Genomic DNA, 22,899 nt, shown 5'->3' on the forward strand with positions numbered 1-22,899 from the left:
TCAATCACGTCATCAGGCCACACCTTCAAACAACCCATGGCCGTCGCCCCGGGTATCTCAAACGATCGTATTCAACCCCGCCCCGAGCCGCCCTTCGAGGCGCCCAAACAGGACGTAGTGTTGATAGCCACTGGAGAAGGCGCCTGTGGCGATTGCAGTCTTTACGTCGGCATTGAGGCGCAAATATTGCTCCTCATCGAAGTGCTCGGCGCTGACTTCACCTGTACGGCCCAGACGTTCGCTATCGATCGGCTGTTCGAGAATCGTGCGTCGTTGAAAGTCGATGATGCGATTGACCGCATGACTTTCCAGCGGCCCCTTGTTGGGCGATGCAGAGTAGATGTGCAGACCGTTCTTCGCGCAGCGGTTGCACAAGTCCACGCAGTTCTTTTGCGTGGATTTGCGACTCATCAATTCCTGCACCGGCATGTCCAGATACTTGCCGACGCTGTATTCCGCCTGATTGAAAATCGTGCAGCACAGCACGGTATTGCCATTGCAATCGAGTACCAGCCAATCATCTTTCAGGGTGCACGCCTGTTTGGGGTATTGCTTGACCAGATTGACCAGGTCTGCATACGGTGGCAACGCCAGGCGCTTGAGGGTTTCCCGGTCCGTGTCGGTGACCGAGGCATCGTCTTCGACGATAGCGAAGGTTTTTTCCAGCGGCATCATCACCGAGTAGCCGGTGGAGAAATTGAAACCCAGGCGCTCGCTGAACTGGCGCATCAGCCCCTCTTCTTCGAGGTTATCCAGATAGCGATGGTAATAGACCTCGATAAGCGTATTCAGGCCGTGACGCTGCTTGAGGTCATGCAGCTTGATCATGTTCTGCTTGACCACTTCGATGTCGCCGCCGACATGCCCTTGGCGGTAGGTATCCTGGTGGAACCCGGACAGGGAGACACGGAAGAACCAGGGATTGGCGAGCATCGCGCTTTCAATGTTCTTGGCCAGGTTAAGGTTGGAGCTGATGCCGCTTTGCAAGCCAGCTGCGTTGATGATTTCGACGAACTCACCAATGCGCGGGTGAATCAACGGCTCGGTCCAGTTGTACAAGAAGATCGCCTTGACCCCTTCACGACGTGCCTTATCGACAATCTGCGTGAACATATCGAGCTGCATGGCTTTCTTGAAATTGGCATTTTCCGAATTACCCATCGGGCATGACGGGCAGCTCAGATTGCAGGCGCCGACGATATCGATGTACATATTCATTACGCGCATAGCTCCTTGGGTCGAACGTGCGCCTCTCATCACGAGCACGTTCGGGTCGCCGGGTTGGTTGTTTTTCTGACGACCTGCCTTCACGTAAAGCAATAAGCGCACCAGAACCCTACGCCATTAACGCCACAATCCAGTCGATAAACACCCGCAATTTCAAACTGACATGCCGGTTCGGCGGATACGCGACGTAAAGCGGCATGCTTTCCAGGCGCCAGCCCTCAAACAACGGCACGAGCTCGCCGCGCGCGACATGCGCATCGGCCATATACGTCGGCAACCACAACACCCCCATGCCCGCCAGTCCCGCCGCCAGATAGGCATTGCCGTCATCTACCGCAAGCACATGCCGGCCCTTGATCTGCAAGCGCTCGGTGCCGTTGTGCAACGTGTACGGAAGAGGTTTACCAGTGCGAGCCCAAAGAAACGCGACCACCCGATGATGGGAGTCTTCCAGTTCGCGTGGATGGTCGGGCGTACCTTCGCGAGCCAGATAAGCCGGCGCGGCAAATACCCCCAAGGGCAGATCGGCGAGCTTGCGCGCCATCAGCGATTGATCGAGCAATTCGCCGCCGCGCACCACGCAATCGACGTTCTCATCGATGATGTCGACGATGCGGTCGCTGACGCCCATGTCGATCTGGATGTCCGGGTAGCGCGCGTGAAAATCCGGCAAGGCTGGGACCAGAATATGCCGCGCGAACGGGCTCGGCACGTCGATGCGCAAGCGCCCCCGTGGCCGTGCGGCGGCACCGGGCAGGCTGGTTTCGGCGTCGTCCATGTCGGCCAGCAACTTGATCACCCGCTCGTAATACGCCGCACCATCGGCGGTGACGTTGACCTTGCGCGTAGTGCGATTGAGCAGCTTGACCCGCAGCCGCGCCTCCAGCTGCTGCACCAGTTGCGTCACCGTGGTCTTGCTCATGTGCAGGGTTTCGGCAGCTTTGGTGAAACTGCCCGCCTCGACCACCCGGGCAAAGGCCTGCATCGCATCGAACCGGTCCATCCGCGCCCCTCGATTGTTTGGAATTTGCAAACAGTGAACGCCAAGCTTGCGCGTTTATCCAGCAGCTGCAAATACCTAAAGTCACTCCATCAACCACTGATGGAGTCAGCCCCATGTCCAAGCGCGATGTAGTGTTCCCACCCGCCCGCCACGCCCTGTATGAACGTCACCGTTACTCGCCGGCGATTCGCTCCAACGGTTTCCTGTTTGTCTCCGGACAAGTCGGCAGCCGTGAGGATGGCTCGCCCGAGGCCTATCTGCGCGATCAGGTGCGCACCGCCTTCCACAACCTCAACGCGATCCTCGCTGCGGCCGGTTGCAGCTTCGATGATGCGGTGGATGTCACCGTGTTCATGGTCGATCCGCACTCGACGTTCGAAACGATCTGGACTGTGGTGCCGGAGTTTTGGGGCGAAGCGCCGTTTCCGACCATCACCGCTGTCGGCGTGACCTGGCTGGCGGGTTTCGATTTCGAGATCAAGGTGATTGCCAAACTGCCCGAGGCGGCTTGACCACAACCGTACACAAACAGACACACCGCGCCGGCACGGAGGCTGGCCAATCTCCTCGCGAATGCGTATAACCTCGCCGTTTCGTCTACCCTGACGTGGCGCGCCGCCCGGTAGCGGCTGCCCTTCGAATGTTGACGCTTACGAAACGGAGAATTCTATGTTCAAGCGTACCCTCGCCCTCACCGCCGGTCTGGCGCTGTCCTTTTCTGCCCTGATGACGCAAGCCGCTGATGTCCTGCGCGTCAGCGCGATTCCCGACGAAGCCCCGACCGAGCTGCTGCGCAAGTTCGAACCGCTGGGTGCCTATCTTGAGCAGCAGTTGGGCATGAAGGTGCAGTTTGTGCCTGTCGCCGACTACCCGGCGGTGGTTGAAGCGCTGGCCACCGATCGCCTCGACATGGCCTGGCTCGGCGGTTTCACTTTTGTGCAGGCTCGTTTGAAGACCGACGCCACTACACCAGTGATCCCGCTGGTGCAGCGCGAACAGGATGCGCAGTTCACCAGCAAATTCATCACCGCCGACCCGAACGTGAAAAGCCTCGCCGACCTGAAGGGCAAGACCTTCGCCTTCGGTTCGGTGTCGTCCACCTCGGGCAGTCTGATGCCGCGTTACTTCATGCTGAAGAACGACGGCATCAAGCCTGAAGGCTATTTCAGCCGTGTCGCCTACTCCGGCGCGCATGACGCCACCGTTGCCTGGGTGCAGGCCGGCAAGGTCGACGCTGGTGTATTGAACGCCAGCGTCTGGCAGAAACTGGTCGACGCCGGCAAGGTCGACACCAACAAGGTCAAAGTCTTCGCCACCACGCCGACCTACTTCGATTACAACTGGACCGTGCGCGGCACCCTTGATCCGAAGCTGGCCGCGAAGATCAAGCAAGCCTTCCTCGACCTCGACCCGGCCAATCCTGAGCAGAAGAAGATCCTCGATCTGCAGGCCGCCAGTCGCTTCATCGAGACCAAGCCCGAGAACTACAAGGGCATCGAGGAAGCCGCCCGCGCCGCCGAACTGCTGAAATGACCCTACGCCTCACCCAGGGCAGCCTGCGCCATGCCAATGGCGTCGATGCCCTTCGTATCATCGACGTGCAGATTGGCGCTGGCGAACAGGTCGCCATCATCGGCCCGTCCGGCGCTGGCAAGTCGAGCCTGCTCAATCTGCTGGCCACCGCGCTCAAGCCCAGCAGTGGCGACATCGAAGTGCTTGGCGAACGCGCCTGGCACTTGTCGGCGCACCAGCGGCAGCGCCTGCGTGCGCGCATCGGCCTGGTGCATCAGGCGCCGCCGATTCCGCCGCGTCAGCGGGTCATTACGGCGGTGCTGGCCGGCAAGCTCGGTCAGTGGAGTCTGGGCAAAAGTCTGCTGAACCTGCTGCATCCACTGGATGTGGCGGGCGCTCGCGCGGCGTTGGCGCGGCTGGATCTGGGCGACAAACTGTTCGCCCATTGCCAGCAGTTGTCCGGCGGGCAATTGCAGCGCGTCGGCATTGCGCGAGTGCTGTATCAGGCGCCGGAAATATTGCTCGCCGACGAGCCAGTGTCAGCGATGGACCCGGTGCTTGCCGGCCACACGCTGTCGATCCTGTCGCGCCACGCCCGTGAGCACAACGTCACGCTGGTGGCGAGCCTGCACGCGGTGGACCTGGCGCTGGCGCACTTTCCACGGATCATCGGTTTGCGCGACGGGCGGATTCTTTTCGATTGCCCTTCTGCTGAAGTCAGCCGCGACAAGCTCGATGCGCTGTACGCCAATGAACAGCTGCAATCGCCTGCGCCGGCGGTCGCGCCTTTGATTGTGCAGATTCCGCGATGCTGAAAGCCGATTCACGGGACCCGGCGGCGTGGCCGCGATTGTTGCTGACGCTGCTGGCGCTGGCTTTGCTGTGGCCGGGCATTCAGCTCAGCGAACTGGACTTGGGCGTGCTGTTTCAGGCCGATAGTCAGAACGAAATGGGCCGTTTTGTTTCGGCATTCTGGCCGCCGGCGCACGATCAGGCGTTCCTGCAACTGCTGCTCAAAGCCACCCTGCAAACCCTGGCGATTGCCACGGCGGGCATGGCCCTGGCGTTGCTGCTGGCGGTGCCGGCAAGCCTGATCGCCAGTCGCGCGCTGTCGCTCTCGGCGGCGTCCCGGGGCGGCGTGCCGAGCCTGCCCGGGCGCTTGCTGCGCTGGCCGGTACGCGGCTTGCTGATCTTTTTGCGCAGCGTGCCGGAGATCGTCTGGGCGCTGCTGTTTGTGCGGGCCGTTGGCCTCGGCCCGGCGGCGGGCGTGTTGGCCATCGCCATCACCTACAGCGGTATGCTCGGCAAGGTCTACGCGGAGATTTTCGAATCCACCGACCAGCGCCCGGCGCACGCATTGTTGCAGGCCGGCAGCGGTCGACTGGCGGCGTTTGCCTACGGCACGCTGCCGAATGTCGCCGCCGAACTGCTCTCGTACACGGTGTATCGCTGGGAGTGCGCGATCCGTGCCTCAGTGGTGATGGGCTTTGTTGGTGCCGGTGGGCTGGGGCAACAGATCGACCTGTCGATCCGCATGTTTGCCGGCGGTGAAGTCGCCAGCATGTTGCTGACGTTCCTGCTCCTGGTGCTGTGCGCTGATCAACTCAGCCGCTTGCTGCGCTGGAGGCTGACATGAGGCGCTTGATCAACCTGCTGCTGATCGTCGTGATCGCATTTGCGGTGTTCGCTTCCTTCGCTTATCTGGAACTGGATCTTGCCGAACTCGGCAGCGCCAACAGCCTCAAGCAGATGGGCAGTTATGTGCAGCGTTTCCTCAGTCCCGACTTGAGCGCCGGGTATCTGAAAGCCATCGCTCACGGCTCACTGGAAACACTGGCCATGTCGGCCCTCGGCACCCTGCTTGCGGCGCTGTTCGGCATCGTCCTCGCGCTGCCCGCTGCCGGGCGTTTCGGCTGGCCGCTGCAAAGCGCGGCGCGTCTGCTGCTCAACGGCTTGCGGGCGATTCCGGAGCTGGTCTGGGCGGCGCTGATGGTGCTCGCCGCCGGTCTCGGACCGAACGCCGGCACCCTCGCCCTTGCCCTGCACACCACTGGGGTGCTCGGTCGGCTATTTGCCGAAGCATTGGAAAACACTCCGCCACAACCGGCCGAGGCGATCCGTTTGCAGGGCGGCAATCCGATCCTCGCGTTCTGCTACGGCACCCTGCCGAACCTCGCCCCGCAACTGCTCGCCTACTGCCTGTATCGCTGGGAAAACAACATCCGCATGGCCAGCGTGCTGGGTTTCGTCGGCGCCGGCGGCCTGGGGCAGATGCTGTATGTCAGCTTGAGTCTGTTCCAGGAAGCCCAGGCCAGTACGGTGATTCTGGCGATGCTGTTGCTGGTGTTTCTGGTCGATTGGTTGAGCGCCTGGAGCCGGCAGCGTTGGGTCAAAGCGTAGGCCGAGTGGATATCTGGCAAAAGCTGATTATGCTTCAGGAAACCTTGCAGCCCTGCGAGGCGGTCAGACTGTGCAAGCTTCACGCTAGAGCAACGGCGGCAGATGCCAACGGGCCAGAGTGCGACAGGCAGTAACGGGGGACTCCGGCCTACAACAATAAGCACGACGGAGAACACCCATGGCCACAATCGACACAGCATCCACCGGCACACCGCCCCGCAGCGGCGGTATCACGAAGGAGGAGCGCAAGGTCATCTTCGCTTCCTCGCTGGGCACGGTTTTCGAGTGGTACGACTTTTACCTCTACGGCTCGCTGGCGGCGATCATCGCCAAACACTTCTTCGCCGGCGTCAACGAAACCACCGCATTCATCTTTGCCCTGCTGGCCTTCGCCGCCGGGTTTGCGGTGCGGCCGTTCGGCGCCATCGTCTTCGGGCGCCTGGGTGACATGATCGGGCGCAAGCACACGTTTCTGATCACCATCGTGATCATGGGCGTGTCCACAGCAATCGTCGGTTTGCTGCCCGGCTACGCCACCATCGGCGTCGCTGCCCCGGTGATTCTGATCACCCTGCGTCTGCTGCAAGGCCTGGCGCTGGGTGGTGAATACGGCGGCGCGGCGACCTACGTCGCCGAGCACGCGCCACGCAACCGCCGTGGCTTTTTCACTTCGTGGATTCAAACCACCGCCACCCTCGGGCTGTTCATGTCGCTGCTGGTGATTCTCGCCTGTCGCACGGCGCTGGGTAACGAGGCGTTCGAGGCTTGGGGCTGGCGGATTCCGTTTCTGCTGTCGATCATTCTGCTGGCCGTGTCGGTGTACATCCGCCTGCAACTGAGCGAGTCGCCGGTATTCCAGAAAATGAAGGACGAAGGCAAGGCCTCGAAAGCGCCGCTGACTGAATCCTTTGCACGCTGGGACAACCTCAAAGTGGTGATCATGTCGCTGCTGGGCGGCACGGCCGGGCAAGCAGTGGTCTGGTACACCGGGCAGTTCTATGCGCTGTTCTTCCTGTTGCAAACATTGAAGATCGACGCGCAAACCGCCAACCTGCTGATCGCCGGATCGCTACTGATCGGCACACCGTTCTTCGTGATTTTCGGCAGCCTGTCCGATCGCATCGGGCGCAAACCGATCATCATGGCCGGGTGCATTCTCGCGGCGCTGACTTACTTCCCGATCTTTACTGCGCTGACCCAGTACGGCAATCCGGACGTGTTCGTCGCTCAGGAGAAAAACCCAGTCAAGGTGATCGCCAGCCCCGAGCAGTGCTCGTTCCAGTTCGATCCGGTGGGCAAGGCCAGATTCACCAGTTCCTGTGACTTGGCGAAAACCTTGCTGGCGAAACGCGCGATCCCTTATGAGAACGTTGCCGCCGAACCGAACACGGTGGCGCAGGTGCGCATCGGTGACCGCGTCGTCGAGAGTTTCGAAGGCAGCGCCCTCCCCGCCGCCGACTTCAAGGCCCGCAACGACGCCTTCACCGCCAACCTCGGCGCGGCGTTGAAGGAAGCCGGTTACCCGGAAAAAGCCGACCCGGCGAAAATCAATTACCCGATGATGCTGCTCCTGCTCACCGTGCTGGTGATCTACGTGACCATGGTCTACGGCCCGATAGCCGCGTGGCTGGTCGAGCTGTTCCCGACGCGCATCCGCTACACCTCGATGTCGCTGCCCTACCACATCGGCAACGGCTGGTTCGGCGGCTTCCTGCCGACCGTGGCGTTCGCCATGGTCGCCGCCACCGGTGACATCTACTACGGGCTCTGGTACCCGATCGTCATTGCAGTGGCGACGGCAATACTCGGCACGTTCTTCCTGCCGGAAACCAAGGATCGCGACATTCTCAAGGACTGAAAAAAGCCGCAGTGCCCTCTCCTGCGGGAGAGGGCCTCACCGCTGAAAAATTTCGAACGTCTGCCGCCGCGCTGTCTCCAATGTGTACACCCACAGGAGGCCAGCGCCATGAACCCCAACGACGACAAAACTCCCAACGCCCCACCCACCGATGCCAGCGGCAAACCGGTGAACGTGGTCGAGCGCGATCTGCAGGACCGCGACGGCAAAACCGAAGGCGTGGACAAAATCATCACGCCGTCTTCCACTCGGGTCAAAGAGCAGGAAGCTGAAGAGCTGCAGCGCAAAGTCGATGAGATCGAGCGTAAGGTTGCAGACGGTAACTGAGTGCAGCGTGGCTGTGGCCGCAGCTTTGAGCGGCGGCTGTCAGCCCGATGACCAAAAGCTGATTTCCTACAGAATTGAACTACACAGCTGATCGACTTCACGTGCATCACAAGCGAAGCGTCTGACAGATTTGCATCGTCTGTTTGCGGATGATGCCTCCCTCGTCCCGCCAGTGACGACAACGAGCCCACATCCCCTTAGACTGCTTCACATTGATCATGGAGGTCATGATGAGCGCTGAACTTTCACTTATCGTTTCAGACTTCGAAACCGAAGAAGAGGCTGCGGATTACGATCTTTGGTATCGCGCCAAGGTACAAGCCGCACTTGATGATCCACGTCCGCCTATCCCCCACGATGAGGCAATGGTGCTGCTAGGTCAGATGCTGGAAGAGAGACGCAAGAATCGACGCGCTGCCGGTTAGCTGGAGTAAACCGGCTCTTGGAGACCTGGCTGACATCATCGAATACGTAGAACAACGCAACACTGTCGCTTCAGTTGCACTGCACCAAAGGCTCAGCGCCGCAGCGCGAAGGCTTTCCTGGATACCGCATGGTTTCCGCTCCGGCCGAATACCGGGCACTCGCGAAATGGTCATCAACTCGAATTATTTACTGGTCTATCAGGTGACAGACCACATCAAAATTCTGACCGTGTTGCACGCCCGTAAAAAATATCCATAACCATTCATAAAAAAAGGCGGCCAACCGGCCGCCCAAACGTACTGCACGAGAGTCTTTTACAACGTCAGCTGCCCACGCTCTTCCTCGGTCAGCTGCTGCTTCGCCTGTTCATCCAGCGCCCCGGCACCGAGCACCTGCACCGGGCTGTCCGGGTTATAACCCGTCGCTGGCGCGCGACTGGCACCATCGCGCGTTGGTGCCAGTTGCTCGTTGCCGAAACTGAGCACCTGCACAGTGAACACCGAGGCCTGGTTCTGCCGCGCCGCTGCCTGTTGCTGCCGGGCGACGTCTTCCGCCGCTTGCGTAGCGGAGGATGCCGCCGAACTGGCCGAGGTGATCGCGCCGGTATTCACCGCTGACACCACCGGCACGCCGGTCGCTTTGCCCTGCACCGAAATGTTCGCGGCGTTGACCACCGTCAGCGCGGCGATGTTGACGTTGCCTGACACGCGAATCCCCGCCTCGCCGGCATCGATGGTGCCCAGTGGCGCGATCAGGTCGATGTTGCCCGGTGCCACTTCGGCGATCGGGTTGAGTGTGGCGATACCGGCGCCGGTACTCGGCACCGACGGCGACAGCGTGACGTTGCCCCAGATGTCGTAGACACGTTTTGGCGGCGTGTAGACCACGGTGGTTTTCGAGCCGCGACCGGCGTTGATGTCGCCCTCGGCGGACCAGCCGAGAATCGAGCCGCCGAACGTGGTCATGATCCGGCTCTGGCCGAGCAGAATGCTGCCTTGGGAGTACAGCTGAATGTCGCCCGAGCCTTGGGTGATGATCCCTGCCGTCGACGGCGGCGCCGCGCCTTCGATGCCGAACACCTGACCACCGCCCGGCGTGAGCATCTGGATATCGCCGCCAAACAGCGTCTTGACCCCGGCGCCGCCGTACATCGTGATATCGCCGTCGTAGCGAATCGGATTGCCGGCGACATCAGTGGTCGGGAACAGCGCCGCAATGGCGTTGCGACCGCGCAGGTAACTGCCAGTGCGTGGGCCATCGGCATCGGTGTATTCCAGGCCGCCGGCACGCAGTTCGGCGAAGTACACCTGGCGGGCGAAGATCGCCTGTTCGGTACTCGGCAGTGCGGCGAAGAAGGCTTGCGCCTGTTCGTCGCTACCCTTGAAGCCATAACCCAGGCTCAGCCAGCTCCGCAGTTCTTCGACGTAGGTCTTGACCACTTTGCCCGGCTGCGCGCTGAGGGCCACCGCTGAATCCGCTGCGTTTTGCGGGTTCAGATAACGCGCAATGAACCGTGAGTAATCCGGCCCCTGCGCGCCCGCACCCGCTTGCATCACGATGCTCGCACCGGGGCGCTGATCGCCTGCCACGACAGGACCGAGGCTGGTGATGCTGGCGCGATCTTCCATCAGGATATTGCGCCCGGCATTGACGTCCAGAACACCCGGGCCGGCAATGTCGAAGCTGCTGTAGAGAATGTCTCGCCCGGCCGAAATCCGCGAAATGTCGCGCGCATCGTTATGCACGAACAGATTGCCGGTAGACGCGATCTGTTCGTTATTTCGACTCATGCCCCCAACGGGCGCAAACGTGGGTTGCCCCAAATTGGTACCGGACGCCACGATGTCACGCCCCGCCACCATCCACACCGGGCCTGCCGATTCATACCAGGTGCGCTTCGTGGTCGCGAACGCCAGCGTTTCGCCCGTGCGAATTCCTACCAGGTCACCGGTCAGTGCATAGAAGCGCGCCGGCCCCTGAACACTGCTCAACCCCGAGTAGCTATCGGGACCAAAGGCAAACAGTGGATAGCGCGAATTGGTTTGCGCCAGCACACCATCGCTGCCGGCGTTGGTCGTGATCGGCCGAGCGGACTGGTTGTTGCCGTAGCCATTGAACGCGGGTGCAAACGGTGTGGCGAGCGCCGCCGGGCTGGCCCCTGACTGGTTGATGGCGTAGCCGCCGGCATAGATCGAATCCCCAGCGATCAGTTCAAGCTGCCCCGCGCTGGAAGGTGCCAACAGCAATGACCAGGCCAGAGCCGGCGCGGGGTTGCCTATGCCGTAGGCCGCTGATGGTCCCGCATAAATCGAGCCCTGGCCGGCCACGGCACGCAATATCGAAGGAAAGACGAAGCGGTCATCGGTCGGTGACCCGTTAAGCCCGGCGACGGGGTCCTGCCCGGTGGTTTCCATCAACTGGGTGCTGGGCGTCAGGTTGCCGCCGGCCGAGAACAAATCGATGGCCGTGTGATCGGTCCACAGCGAGAAACCACTCAAACCGCCACCGGCATGGTAAATGCCATCCGCTGTGGTAAACGGTGTGGAGTTCTGCAACCTCACGCGGCCCGGGTCGGCGGCGCCACCCAACACCAGATCGCCGCGGGTGTTGAGGCGCATGCCGGAGTCACCGGGAATCAGCACCAGCCCACCACTGGCATTACTGGCCGTCGAGTTGAACGGGTCGAAGGCGCGCGTTTCCCGTGGGTCATGAAACAGCGCCGAGGCGCCGTACTGCAGATTGATACCGCCCAACGCGGCGCCCGTCAGTTGCGCCGCACCGCGCAGGTTGATGAGCGCGCCCTGCAAGTCGTGCGTCGGCGTGCCGGTACCCGCGAGGCCGGCACGTGCCTGCAGAGACGGATTAAGGACACCGCCCAGACGAATATCCAGGTCTCCGCCACCGGTCAGTTGCAAGTTCCCGTCACTGTCCACGCGGCCCGTACTGCCGACAGCCACGATCAACCCCTGACTGCGAGGGTACGACGCATACCTGTCGTCGCCCATGGTCTTGAGCATGCCAGCATCCCCGCCGGCGCTCAGACTGATGTTGCCGCCGCCCAGCGTACCGAACCCGGTAAAGCCCACCAGATAAGGTCTGGTTTCCTCGCCCAGCGCTGGCAATGGCTGCGCAGCGTAGCTGCCGAAATTGATCCACCAGGCAGTCGGTACATCGTTGTTGCCGGTGCCCTGGCGCCAGAGCCAATTGCCCACCGCCACACTGGGCACCTGCTCCCGCGTACCGTCGCCCGTGGCGACCGAGCGACGGCCAAGCACATCACCCGACACAGACCCGCCGGCATTGATCGTCAGGTTACCGCCCATCTGCGGATACCAGGCCTGATAGAGGTTGGCACTGCCGCCATCGACCCATTTTTCGTAATCGCTGCCAACGCTGCCCAATACCGAGCCATCAGCCGACAGCCTTCCGCGGGGCTGGTTATAACGCGCGTCGACGTCTGCCGATTGGGTGCCGGCGGTGTAGACGCCGAAAGGTGAGGCCATGCTGAGGTTACCGGCCGCCATCAAATCCAGGTCGCCGGTGCCAGTACGCAAAACGCTGAACATCTGCGTGTGGGCCTGGGCGCTCTTGCTCGGATTGTTTTCAATGCACAGTGCCGGGTCGATGGAGCACCAGAACAATTCGTCATCGTTCATCGGTGTGTAATCCGGCATGCCCATCCAGTTGCCAGGCGCCCACACACTGCGCGCCATGGGCGCGCAAGAACCGGGAGCGATATCACAGAGCACAAGGTATTCCTCGGGAACCGGTTCGTACGGTGTAAAGCCATACTCGTTATCCACCGCCCAGACCAGTTTGCCGGCCACCTCGATCATGCTCACACCATAGTGAGTGTCGGCCATCTGCAAGTTGCCAACGCTGGCCTGAGGTTTCACGCTACGGCTGTCGGCCGCGGTCAGATCGGCCCCTGCCACCATGCGCATCGACCACGACGCACTGCCCGCCGGCAGCATGCTGGCGATCGCCCAGTTTCGACCTTGCTGGTTTCCATTGGCAGGACGCAGGTCGAGGAATACCGTGCCATCGGCGAGCTTCACGTTGGTCATGGAGGGGATCAGCGAACCCCGCAACAGCGCCAACGTTCCGTTCAACACGACACCCACCGTTTTATTGTCGGCATCAACCGCACCCGGCAGCGGCACGCCTTTGGGCCAGAGCAGGGCCTGCAGTGCGGTGGCGTTGTTCAAGCGAATACCTGCACCCAAACGACTGCCGGCCGGCAGGGTCACAGCGTTGTCGAGCAACGTACCGGCGGCATACATCAGGTTACCCGCCGCGTCATGCACATCGCCGGCCAGCACCGTTCCACCCTGTAACACGTAAGGTGCGGCCAAAGTGCTCTGAACCGGCAACACCGTGCCCGCGGCCAGTGTGGCGGCTTGAATCGGCAGGTCGTAATTCAAGGTGGCGCCAACCGGAAAGAGCGTCCCTTCGGCAAGGCTGACACCACTGCCCGGTACGATCAGGTCACCGCCGAAAGGCTGTATCCCCGGCAACAGTTTCCAGCCGGCGTCGTCCACGGTTTCCGGCGGCGGTGCGAAACCGTCGTTGATGCTGCCGTAGATATCGAGGTTGCCACCGGCACGGATCAACAGGCTGCCCGCTTCCCCGCTGCCATACACCGAGGTCCGGCGAGTGTGCGGGTTGAGGCTGGCGTAACGGTAGCCGGACAAGTCGAGATCGCCCTGCACTACCAGATCGCCGTCAGCGGTTTTGCTGACGATTTCCACCCCCGGGCGCAGATGAAACGCATCGGCATAGGTCGCATTGTTGAGGCCGGCCAGTTTGCGTTGTAGCAGATCACTGTTACCCAGCGCCGCATCGATAAAGCCGCTGCTGTCTGAGTGAATGCGATCCAGGTAGGCTTGATCGATCACTTGATACGGGCGACCGCTGGCCGCCGGATCGGTGCCATCGGCAGCATCACTGTAACTTCGCACGGCATTCAGCCCGATGGAGCGGGCACCTTGGATACTCAACGTACCGCTGGCATCCACCGCAATGTCACCGCCGCCCAGACGCGGTGCATTCAGCTCCAGCGTCCCACGCAACACGTCATCGCGTTGTCCCGCCTGGTTTCCAGGCACGGCATCGGTGCCGTGACGCAGATCAATCCGTACACCAGCGGCCAGCGTCAGCACGCCGTCACCTGAATTGAGTTCAACCATGGCGCGGTTCGGTGCGTCGATGATTTTGCCGTAGCTGTCGACGCGCAGTACGCGGCCATGGGCATCGAGCAGCGCGTTGCCTGTCAGGTTCAAACCGTTTTTGCCGGCAAGGCGAATGCTGCCGACCCGTTCACCACTGGCATCGATCACCCCGTCCACGGTCAGGTTGCCGTTGTCCACCGAGACATTGACTTGGCCCGCTTTGAGTTCGTTACCGATACGCAGATTGCCCTGCTTGAACTGGAAGCTTCGACTGCCCACTACCCCGCCGGCATTCAAGCGCAGGTTAAGGCTGGCAAAGGCCTCGCTCAAATCACCCGCCAGGCGCTGGGCGCGAATGTCCACGCCACCGGCCTTGTACGGCACCCACGTACCGCCCGCGTCGTAATAGCCACTGCTGCTGCCGACAATCTGCCCTTGCAGATCAACCTGTCCAGCGTCAGTGGCCAAGGCCACAACGTTCAATTGCCCGGCCTGATTGTTGACGGCGGACAGATCGATTCGCGAGCCCGCCAACTGACGAATATTGCCGTTGTTGCTCTGCAACGACACGTCGCCGCCCCAGCTGTATTTCTGCACATCATTGAACGGCAGAACCCGGCCCGCCATGTCCACCTGCGCGCCGCTGCCAAGCAGCAGATCATCCTCGGCATTGACCAGCAGCTTGCCGCTGGCGAGGACGATGCGACTGTCGAGCACAACACTGCGTGCCGTCAGGCTCAGTTGCGCACCGAGGGCATCCGCGGCAGCCGTTGTGGCGCTACCACTCAGAGTCAGGTTGTTGCCCGCCTTGAGTTCACTGACCGAGGCGGCCTCGCCGGTCAGCAATGGCGTGCGCAGATTGAGATTGCCGCCGCTGTAGCTGAACCCCTTGACCGCGTCATAAGCTCCTTGGGATTCGTACACCGCCAGACTGCCCTTGTGGTTGGCGGTGATGCGCTCGCTGGCGTTGAAGTTGACGTTGGCAAATCCCAGGGCCAGTCGGTTATTGCGATCCAGGCCATTGGGCTGCGGGTTCGGGCCATAACCCAATTCGATCCGCTGCGCCTGAATATCCAGCGTGCCGTGCCCGTTGCCGGCGCCGTCGTTGACCACCGTACCCGGGGCCTGAGTCGCCCCGTTCCAGATCAGATTGCGGGTGCGGATCGTCGCGACATCGGTGGCAGCGCCCGAGCCGTAGATAGCCGGGCTACCCAACACCAGATTCTGCAAACGGCTCTGGCCGGTCTGCGGATCAATGGTGTCGAGGGTCACGCTGCCGAAAAAGTTGAACGCATCGCGGGCCACCAGACTCAGGGTTTCCAGCGCGGGGGCGCCAGATTGCGTGTCGCCCTGCAACAGGCGATCCAGCACGTTCTGGTTAAGCGTCAGGCCCGCGGGTGTGCGGCCGCTGGCTGCGGCCAGTGCTTGCGGACTGCCGGCATTGACCACACCGACCGAAAGCCCGAGTTGGCGAGTGCCAAAGCGCACGCTTTCGCCCAGTTCGAAGTCTTTGTCAGTGGCGGCGATGATGCTGCCGTTGGAGTACAGCAACGCCGCAGCGGTGCAATCGGCCGTCGGACAGTTGCCGATACGAATGCTCCCGCCCCCGCCATCGGAGGGCGCAAGCACCGGCGTCCAGCCGTTGGACACCACCAGCAGGCTGGAACGCCCCGGTTCGTAGACGAAACCGGCTGCGGCATCATACGGGACGTTACCTCGCCCCAAGGTATTGACCCCCGCTCCCGCATCGATGGTGATGCCGCCATTGGCGCTGTTACTGCTCAGCACAACCTCTGGCGCCGAGAGGATCGCGCCTTCGCGCAGACGAATCGCCGAGGTATTGCCGATCACCTTGATCGAGCCGCCCTCCGAACCGTAATACACGGTTGGGGTGCCACCGATGGTCAAGCGTCCGGCATTCAAGCGGTGGAGGGTGTCGGCGTACAGCGATACACCGTCGAACCCTGGCGTTCGCGTATGCCCGGCACCGAGAATTTCAAACTCTGCGCCGGTATAACCGCCCTGAACGACCGCCGTACCAATGACTCCGCCGCTGGCAGGTTTGAACAGCACCTGCCCGTTGAAATCCAGGGCTGAGTCGTGCTCGCCGCCACTGACCATGCGCAGGTGCAGCGTGTTGCCGTCCAGCGGTGTGCGGGCGCGCGGCAGACCGCGGCGGGCAGCATCGTTGAGCACAAATTGGCTGAACCCGGTTTCGTTGTACTGTGAATAGCGCCGCAGCACATCGGCAGACGTCACGATGACCTGGCTGGGCAAACTGTCGCGGATACCGGTGTTGGCAATCGACAGCTGTCCGGCCGTGGTCCACGAGCCATTGCGCAACTTCAACGCACTGTCCATCGGCCCCGCAATCGCTTGACCATTGATTTCGACCCGGAAGGCGCCCGGTAACAAGGCAAAGGTCGATGGCAACAAGGTGTAGGTGCCGGGTGCCAGTCCGGCAACGCCGGTCCCGAGGGTGATCTGCTGGCCGATACGCGGGTCGACCGCGCCGGCCTCGGCCAGCATCGGCGCATAGCGGCTCTGGTCACCGGCCACGATTGCATACACGGGGTTGTTGGCCAGCCCCGGCAAACTGAAGGTGCCATCGGTGGCATTGCGTACCAGCGGATTGAAACGCGCGTCGGTGGAGCCACCTCGTCCGGAGACAAAACCGGCACCGCGCAAATCGCCGCCGCCCGAAAGGTCGATCACCGCCCCGGCCTGCACATTGGTGTATTGCGCATCAAGGATGACCCCGGAGGTCGCTCCGGCAATGCCATTCAACATCACCGACTTACCGTTGTACCGATAGTCGATACCGTCGGTGGTTCCTCCATAGGGCATGACCAGTCCGGCGGCGCTGACTGAAGTCACGCTGCCCGGCAGAAGGTGAAGTTCACGGGTTTTGACAATGACGTCATCACCCAGGGATATCAGCCCCAAAGGCGCACGAATGACGCCGCCCTGCTCGATCTGTCCCGCACTGAGTGTCAGGCTGCCGAACACCGAGTGAGGCAAAGCGGTCGGCGCCGCCCCGTGATTGCCGATACGCAACGTATGCTCCGGCACCGATCCGGCCATACTCTGATAGCCCACTCGCACCTCAGCCGAGACGCCACTGGCCGGGTAGATCTGCGCAGCCCGCATGTGCATGTCACCCGCAGTCCACAGACGGCTGCGCTGCTGTTCATCGGTTGGCGCGAGGAAGCGCAAGTCGCCCTGGCTGTCGAGCGTGACCAGACCAAAGCCACGGCGGCTGACCGCCAGCGCCGGTGCGGCCGATTGCACAAGAGTCCCTTCGGTGCCGAATGAAAGCGAGTTGCCCACGTCCAGCAGGTTCGCGCTGGCGGTGAATTGCGCGCCGGACAACTGCGCTGCCGGATTGCTCATCACCCGCGGACGCACTTTGACTTCCGAGCTCAAATAGGTGCCCAGCCCTGACAGGCGCAGGTAAGGTGCGCTGAGGTTGACCCGGGCGCTGTCACTCGCCGACTCGGCCAATGAAAGAGAACCGGCGAACAGGCTCAGGCCCTGCCCCATATGCAGGTCGACATCGCCGTCGAACGTCATCAGACCGTTGCTCAGCAGACTCACGCTGCCGAAGCCACCGCTCATCAGTTGATCGGCACTCAAGCGTGCACGCCCGTAGCGTAAAAGTGGCGAAGCCTCACCCGCTCGCAGCGGCTGCGGCAGTGCCGGCGCTGGCCCTTGGGCAATGATCATTTCACGTGGCACGCGCACCGCATTGCTCAAGTTCGCGGGACCGTACGCCGGTGTATCCAGAGCGATCTCCAGACGCCCGCCCGCCGCACCTGCACCGCCAGCATTGGCCTGCAGACTGCCCTCGATGAACAGACCATTGTAGGAACTCAGGGTGATCCGTCCGCCATCGGTGGCCACACGAGCGGGGCCTTGCCCACCGCTATCGAGCACGGCTTGCGCACCGGACGCTTCCAGTCGCGCACCTTGGCGGATGATGACGTAAGCATCGGCAGCGGTCGCCGTGATTTTCTTCACATCAATCTCGCCACCGACAATGATCGAGCCACCCTTGCCAACTTGGCCGTAGACGCGGCCCAGCGCATCGACAGCGGTCGCTGCCCGACCGGCGACATCGATCAAGGCATGTTCACCGATCCAGATCGAACGGTTGTGCGGGGTCGGATCGGCCTCTTGCAAGGACGTCGCCACATCAATCGCGCCGAACTGCTGTTGACGGATATCGACAATACCGCCCCAGGCGTTGAGTTCACCATCAAGCGTGATCTGGCCTGCCCCGCGCAAACCGATGCGCTGGCCGGGATCGACACTGATCCGTGAGCCTTCGCCAATCGACAACGGACTGCTGGCGGGATCAATCAAGCCAGCAAGCGTCGCGCCCGCCTGCAATGCGACAGAAGCGCCGGCCCTTTGCGTCAAGACGCCCTTGAGCGGGTCTTCCTGAAATAACGCGGGCGTCCATAGCTCCAGCGCAGCGCGCGGCGACATACCGGACACAATGGTCGAGGCGGATTCGCCAAATCGATAGACCGGCATCTGCACATCGATCGCGCTTTGCGCGGCGACCTCCAGCCCCTTCAGACCGATGATGTTGTAGGCGCTGAACCCCGTGCGGAACAGCTCCGGCGTCAGGCGCAGGGTCTGTTCTTCGGACACTTCGCCGGAAGCGCCGATCCGCACCTTGCTGGCCTGCACGGTCAAGGTGCCGCCGCCGTTCACGCCATAGCCCTGCACCTCGCCATCGAGCACCATGCGCGACTGGCCTGGCGCACTGTTGGCGCTGGATTCAAGCGTCACGTCGCCACCCTTGCCGCCACGCGTCTTGCCGTTGGCCAATACCGCACCGCCCGACGAAACATCGACCAGACTGCCACTGGCCAGCAGAATGTCGCCGGTACTGCGGATCGACACCGTCCCGCCATTGAGGTACGCCAGGCCGCCCGCGTCGTCCGGGTTACTCGACAGGTTGCGCCACAGACCGCGTGTCTGCAGCTGCACACCCTGCGCAACCGTCACTCGCGCTTGCTTGCCTGCTGAAACCTGGAGACTGGTGTCATCACGCCGATCGGTGGCGAGCTGGTTCAAAACGTTGCCCAATTGCAGGCTGCCGCCTTGCGCAATCAGATCGGCATTGACCTGCACGTCAGGGCTGAACAGGGTGATGTTGCCACCGTGATCCACCGTCACGCCTTCATTGACTTCAATCGTGTTTTTCGCCGAAATCTTCAGCGCGCCCAGCGCGAAACCATTGAGCAGCCCGGCATCGAGGAACAGTTTGCCTGCGCGTTCTGCCGCGACCGCATCGGTCAGCCCTGCGTTCGCTACGCTGGCATGCGCGCCCCCCACTTGCACCTGATCGAGCAACGGGTCGAGTTGATAGAGCAGGCCGGCACTGGCAGCGACATAAGCAGCATCGTAACTGCCAACCACCAACTGCCCTCGCCGCGCCCGGGCGGTCTGGGTCTGGGCATAGCCGTCCAGACCTGCCCGCGGTGCCTGGATTTGCCGTTCGCCCTGAAACACCTCACCCAACAGCTGGCCATCCAGCACGGCGTTGCCCGTGGCGATCACCAACTGGCCGGCATCCCGGCCAACGGTGTACCCCGCCTCCTGGCGACGCGTCGGCGCGATCAGCGGGCTATAGAAATAATCCGTCTGGCCCCAGCGCTCGCTGTGACTTTCGTAACCTTTGTAAAGACCGTTGTAGAGAATATCGCCCGGCGCACGCGACACTTCGTATAACCGCCCGTCCGCACCGCGCAGCCAGCTCTGGCGAATCTCGCCGCCCTGCACATCAAGCGTGCCGCCGGACACATTGATCAGCGAACCTTTTTCGCTGATCACGTCCTTTCCGGAAAACCGCACCTCACCGCCCTGCGCCATCCATTCACCAACGCCATGGCCCTGAGTGCCGAGGTATCCGCCGACCTCCAACAACCCACCGGCGGTGTACCAGCGGTCGGTGGCGTAACCGTTGGTGCCCGCCGGCACGAATACCAGCTCACGGACATCGACCCAGATGTCGTTACTGTTGAGCGCGCCGTTCTCGCGATTGACCGGCGCATCACGCTGCTCGTTGCCCTGGACGTTGATCTTGATGTTGTTGTTTGCCATCGCCACTTTGACGCCGAGGGCGCCGGACACGTCGATCACCGCCCCCTCGCGCAATAGACTGCGCTGTCCGGCGGCAACCGCCACCTGCCCACCGGTGGCAAGGGTGATCGAGCCGCTTTTGAATTCGACGGTGCCGCCGCTGCCGATGTCGATGCGAGACTGATCGCTGCGGATCCGGTTGTTGGCATTGACGCCGGTCAGCGCCGCCTCGCGCTGGCTGTCCAGGGCGGTGAGATCACTGCTGTCGAGCAGAATCGCACTGACGCCATTTTCGCCCAGGGTCACACGGCCTTGGGCATCGCTGGCCGGATTGAGCAAATGCACGGTGCCGCGCGTCGCCACCGAAGTGCTCGCCAGCAGCACACCGTTTTGCACAACATCGCGGCCGGTCAGGGTGATGTCGCCGGTGGATGCCTGGATCAGGCCGGTGTTGCTGACTTTGCCCGAGCTGTCAGACTTGAAACCGGGAATGACCTCACTGCCGAAGGTGGTTGAATAGCCATTGCCGTCGGTGCCCGAGCCCTTGCGGATATAGAAACGGTCCCCCGCACCCAGCACCGTCTGACCTTTGGCCGTACTGATCGAGCCGTCGTTCTGCACGTCCTGGCCAAGCAGCAAGGTATAGCCGCCGGCGTCGGTGGAGAGCGCAGGTTGATGCGTTTGTATGGCTGCGCCACGCTCCACCAGGACTTTGCCAGCAGCGTCGGTAAAGGTTGGCTGACTGCCGGTGCTGTCGAAATACAGACCCCGATCGCGAAATTGTGCATCGGTCATGTTCGCGGCTGCCGCTACCAGATTTCGCACATTGACCTGGCTGCCACCGCTGAAGACGATGCCGTTGCGGTTGATCAGCATCACCGTGCCGTCCGCTTTGATCTGCCCCTGAATCTGGCTGGCCCGTGCGCTCGGATCGTTGACGCGATTGAGCACCGCCCAGTTGGCCTGCTGGGCAAATTCCACTGTGGTATTGCGGCCGACGTTGAACGTTTCCCAATTGAGAATCGCCTTGTCGGCGGTCTGCTCGATCTTCACCGTGGTCTTGCCGTCGGCCTGGGTTTGTTGCGGGCCTTTGGCATTCATCCAGCCCTGGCTCAGGCTGTTATCGACCTTCAGGCCGCCCTCGCCCAATCCGTCCGGAACCACTTGCACACTGCCCAATGCGGCGGCACGTCCAGCGGCTTGTGCGGCCTGCTGAGCGGCAATCGCTGCAACGGTGTTATTGAGTGTCTGCAAAGAGCGCTGCAACTGCTGGCTGGCCCGTTGCTGCTGTGCCAGCGGTGGGGTCATCCCCGGCAGACCGCTCCCACCCGGACGCGACGCCGAAGCCTGCTGCGCCGCGCCCTTCGCGGCAAACCAGGTGGAACTGAACGCTGTCGCCGCCTCGGCACTGCCCGCCACCAGACACAAGGCGACAGCTTGCGCCAATGGCTTGAGCAGCCACTGTGCGGGATCGCCCGCGCCACGTTTGATCGGCCGGATACGGTTACTGTGACGGGAGGTGCGAGCAAGCATCACTACAGGTCCTTTTGGGTGGCAGGTCGGATCAGCCCTGCTGTTACGACATAGGCAGTTGGCGAGCCTCACGACCGAACGGATGTCACACAAACTTCATGTTCGAGGAGTAAATCGGCAAAAAAAAACAGCAGCCCGAAGGCTGCTGCCGTTTCATTGCAGTTGAGACAAGGCTTACAAAGGACGACCAATGCCGTTGCAGGCGTTGGCGTTGTTGATGTCCAGGTTATTGCCCGAGGTGTTGGTGATGAAGTTGGCGGTCACAGCGGTTTTCCAGTTGTTGGGAACCGGCGTGAAGCTGTGGGCGACGGTGGCGACGTTGTTGCCCGGGTTGCTGTAGTGGGTGGTCAGGAAGTTGCGCACGGCAGTGGCCACGGCTGCATCTTTGTAGCACTGGCCGAAGATGAAGTTGGTGTAAGCCACAATCGGGTAACCGCTTGCCGGGTTAGGCACGACCGGGGCCCAGCCAGCCGGGTTGGCAGGTGCGCTTGGCACCGGTGCAGTGCTCAGCGCCAGCGTCACGTTAGCGTTGGTTGGCTGGACGCCATTGACGCGGGCAACCACAGCGTTGCTGGTGGCGTTCACGCCGTCCGGACCCACATAGCCGATCGAACCGTCCACGGCGTTCACCGCAGTGGCCACATCAGCGGTGTTGGCTACGCCGACCCAAGTCGATGGCAGCGCGGAACCGGCCGGCAGACGAGCGTTGGTGAAGGTGGAGTTGACGGCGAATTTGCCTGGGCAAACGGCGTTCAGGTGGCGACTGAGGATCTCAGTGGTGCCACTGGACACGCTGCGGTAAACCACACGGATCGGCGTGCTGTCGGCGTTACCCAGCAGAGCGCCCCAAGTGGTGGCGGTGCCCGACAGCGCATCGCACAGTTGAGCGCTGGTCAGGTTGAGCGCGGTCTGACCGGATTTTTTGTACGGAATGGCAACCGAAGTGGCCACCGATGGTAGCTGGATCAGCGGGCCGTACGAAGCACCGAAGTTGGTGGTGTAGGTGCTGAGTTCCGAAGCGCTGAGGATCGAGTCGCTAGCGGCGAAGTGCACAGTGCCGGTGGTGCTGAACTGGGCAGCGTTGTTGGTCAGGAAAGCGCTTTTGCCGACGCCGCTACCGGTCACGGCGTAGCTGAAGTTGGCTGGCAGGATGCTGTTGGCAGAACCTTTGTACAGCGCGGCAGGCAGCGAGGCGCCACCACCGGTTACGGCCATGGCCTGGGCAGAAGCCAGAGCGGCGACGGTCAGTGAGGCGGCGATCAGAGTGCGCTTGAACATGAAGAATCTCCTTTTCAACTTGGTTTGGAACACAGGTTTCGGAAGGCTTGCATGACACCGGGAGGGTC

The 22,899-nt window shown here is 62.1% G+C and carries 13 protein-coding genes; 9 read left to right on the forward strand and 4 right to left on the reverse strand.

Annotation, left to right across the window (positions count from 1 at the left end; genetic code table 11):
• Positions 1–57: 57 nt before the first annotated feature.
• Together J2Y39_RS07330 and J2Y39_RS07335 are read right to left on the reverse strand one after the other, a co-directional pair.
• Positions 58–1,218 (reverse strand): radical SAM protein, encoded by a 1,161-nt coding sequence (locus tag J2Y39_RS07330; RefSeq protein ID WP_056789581.1) that lies wholly within the window; start codon positions 1,216–1,218, stop codon positions 58–60.
• Positions 1,219–1,336: 118 nt separating this feature from the next.
• Positions 1,337–2,230 carry a LysR family transcriptional regulator gene (locus J2Y39_RS07335; RefSeq protein ID WP_150635121.1) on the reverse strand — a complete coding sequence of 298 codons (894 nt, stop codon included), beginning with the start codon at positions 2,228–2,230 and terminating at the stop codon, positions 1,337–1,339.
• A gap of 113 nt (positions 2,231–2,343) precedes the next feature.
• On the opposite strand from J2Y39_RS07335, the gene J2Y39_RS07340 reads away from it, so the two are divergent.
• The 9 genes from J2Y39_RS07340 (at position 2,344) to J2Y39_RS07380 (ending at position 9,011) form a co-directional block, all read left to right on the forward strand.
• On the forward strand, positions 2,344–2,742 hold the full coding sequence (locus tag J2Y39_RS07340) for a RidA family protein (protein ID WP_310216329.1): 399 nt from the start codon (positions 2,344–2,346) through the stop codon (positions 2,740–2,742).
• Positions 2,743–2,899: 157 nt separating this feature from the next.
• Positions 2,900–3,763 (forward strand): putative selenate ABC transporter substrate-binding protein, encoded by an 864-nt coding sequence (locus J2Y39_RS07345; protein ID WP_041480134.1) that lies wholly within the window; start codon positions 2,900–2,902, stop codon positions 3,761–3,763.
• Complete coding sequence (locus J2Y39_RS07350) at positions 3,760–4,557, forward strand: ATP-binding cassette domain-containing protein (protein ID WP_310216332.1); 798 nt, start codon at positions 3,760–3,762, stop codon at positions 4,555–4,557. The genes J2Y39_RS07345 and J2Y39_RS07350 overlap by 4 nt, the downstream gene beginning before the upstream one ends.
• Positions 4,551–5,378, forward strand: coding sequence for an ABC transporter permease (locus J2Y39_RS07355; RefSeq protein WP_024013147.1), 828 nt, complete (start codon positions 4,551–4,553; stop codon positions 5,376–5,378). The genes J2Y39_RS07350 and J2Y39_RS07355 overlap by 7 nt, the downstream gene beginning before the upstream one ends.
• Positions 5,375–6,142, forward strand: coding sequence for a phosphonate ABC transporter, permease protein PhnE (phnE, locus tag J2Y39_RS07360; protein WP_095180157.1), 768 nt, complete (start codon positions 5,375–5,377; stop codon positions 6,140–6,142). The genes J2Y39_RS07355 and phnE overlap by 4 nt, the downstream gene beginning before the upstream one ends.
• Before the next feature lie 178 nt (positions 6,143–6,320).
• Positions 6,321–8,000: an MFS transporter gene (locus J2Y39_RS07365; protein WP_310216337.1), complete on the forward strand. Its 1,680-nt coding sequence runs from the start codon at positions 6,321–6,323 to the stop codon at positions 7,998–8,000.
• Positions 8,001–8,108: 108 nt separating this feature from the next.
• Positions 8,109–8,327 (forward strand): hypothetical protein, encoded by a 219-nt coding sequence (locus J2Y39_RS07370; protein ID WP_056789562.1) that lies wholly within the window; start codon positions 8,109–8,111, stop codon positions 8,325–8,327.
• Between the two features lie 230 nt (positions 8,328–8,557).
• Positions 8,558–8,752: a hypothetical protein gene (locus J2Y39_RS07375; protein WP_056789559.1), complete on the forward strand. Its 195-nt coding sequence runs from the start codon at positions 8,558–8,560 to the stop codon at positions 8,750–8,752.
• Positions 8,753–8,789: 37 nt separating this feature from the next.
• Complete coding sequence (locus tag J2Y39_RS07380; RefSeq protein WP_252878180.1) at positions 8,790–9,011, forward strand: type II toxin-antitoxin system RelE/ParE family toxin; 222 nt, start codon at positions 8,790–8,792, stop codon at positions 9,009–9,011.
• Positions 9,012–9,067: 56 nt separating this feature from the next.
• On the opposite strand, the gene J2Y39_RS07385 is transcribed toward J2Y39_RS07380, so the two are convergent.
• On the reverse strand, positions 9,068–21,553 hold the full coding sequence (locus J2Y39_RS07385) for a filamentous haemagglutinin family protein (RefSeq protein WP_310216342.1): 12,486 nt from the start codon (positions 21,551–21,553) through the stop codon (positions 9,068–9,070).
• Positions 21,554–21,727: 174 nt separating this feature from the next.
• Entirely contained in the window at positions 21,728–22,831 is a 1,104-nt protein-coding gene (locus tag J2Y39_RS07390) for a substrate-binding domain-containing protein (protein WP_095180160.1), read from the reverse strand.
• Positions 22,832–22,899: the final 68 nt, after the last annotated feature.

Origin of the sequence: Pseudomonas sp. 2957 (genome assembly GCF_031456345.1) — a bacterium.
Taxonomy (GTDB): domain Bacteria; phylum Pseudomonadota; class Gammaproteobacteria; order Pseudomonadales; family Pseudomonadaceae; genus Aquipseudomonas; species Aquipseudomonas siliginis.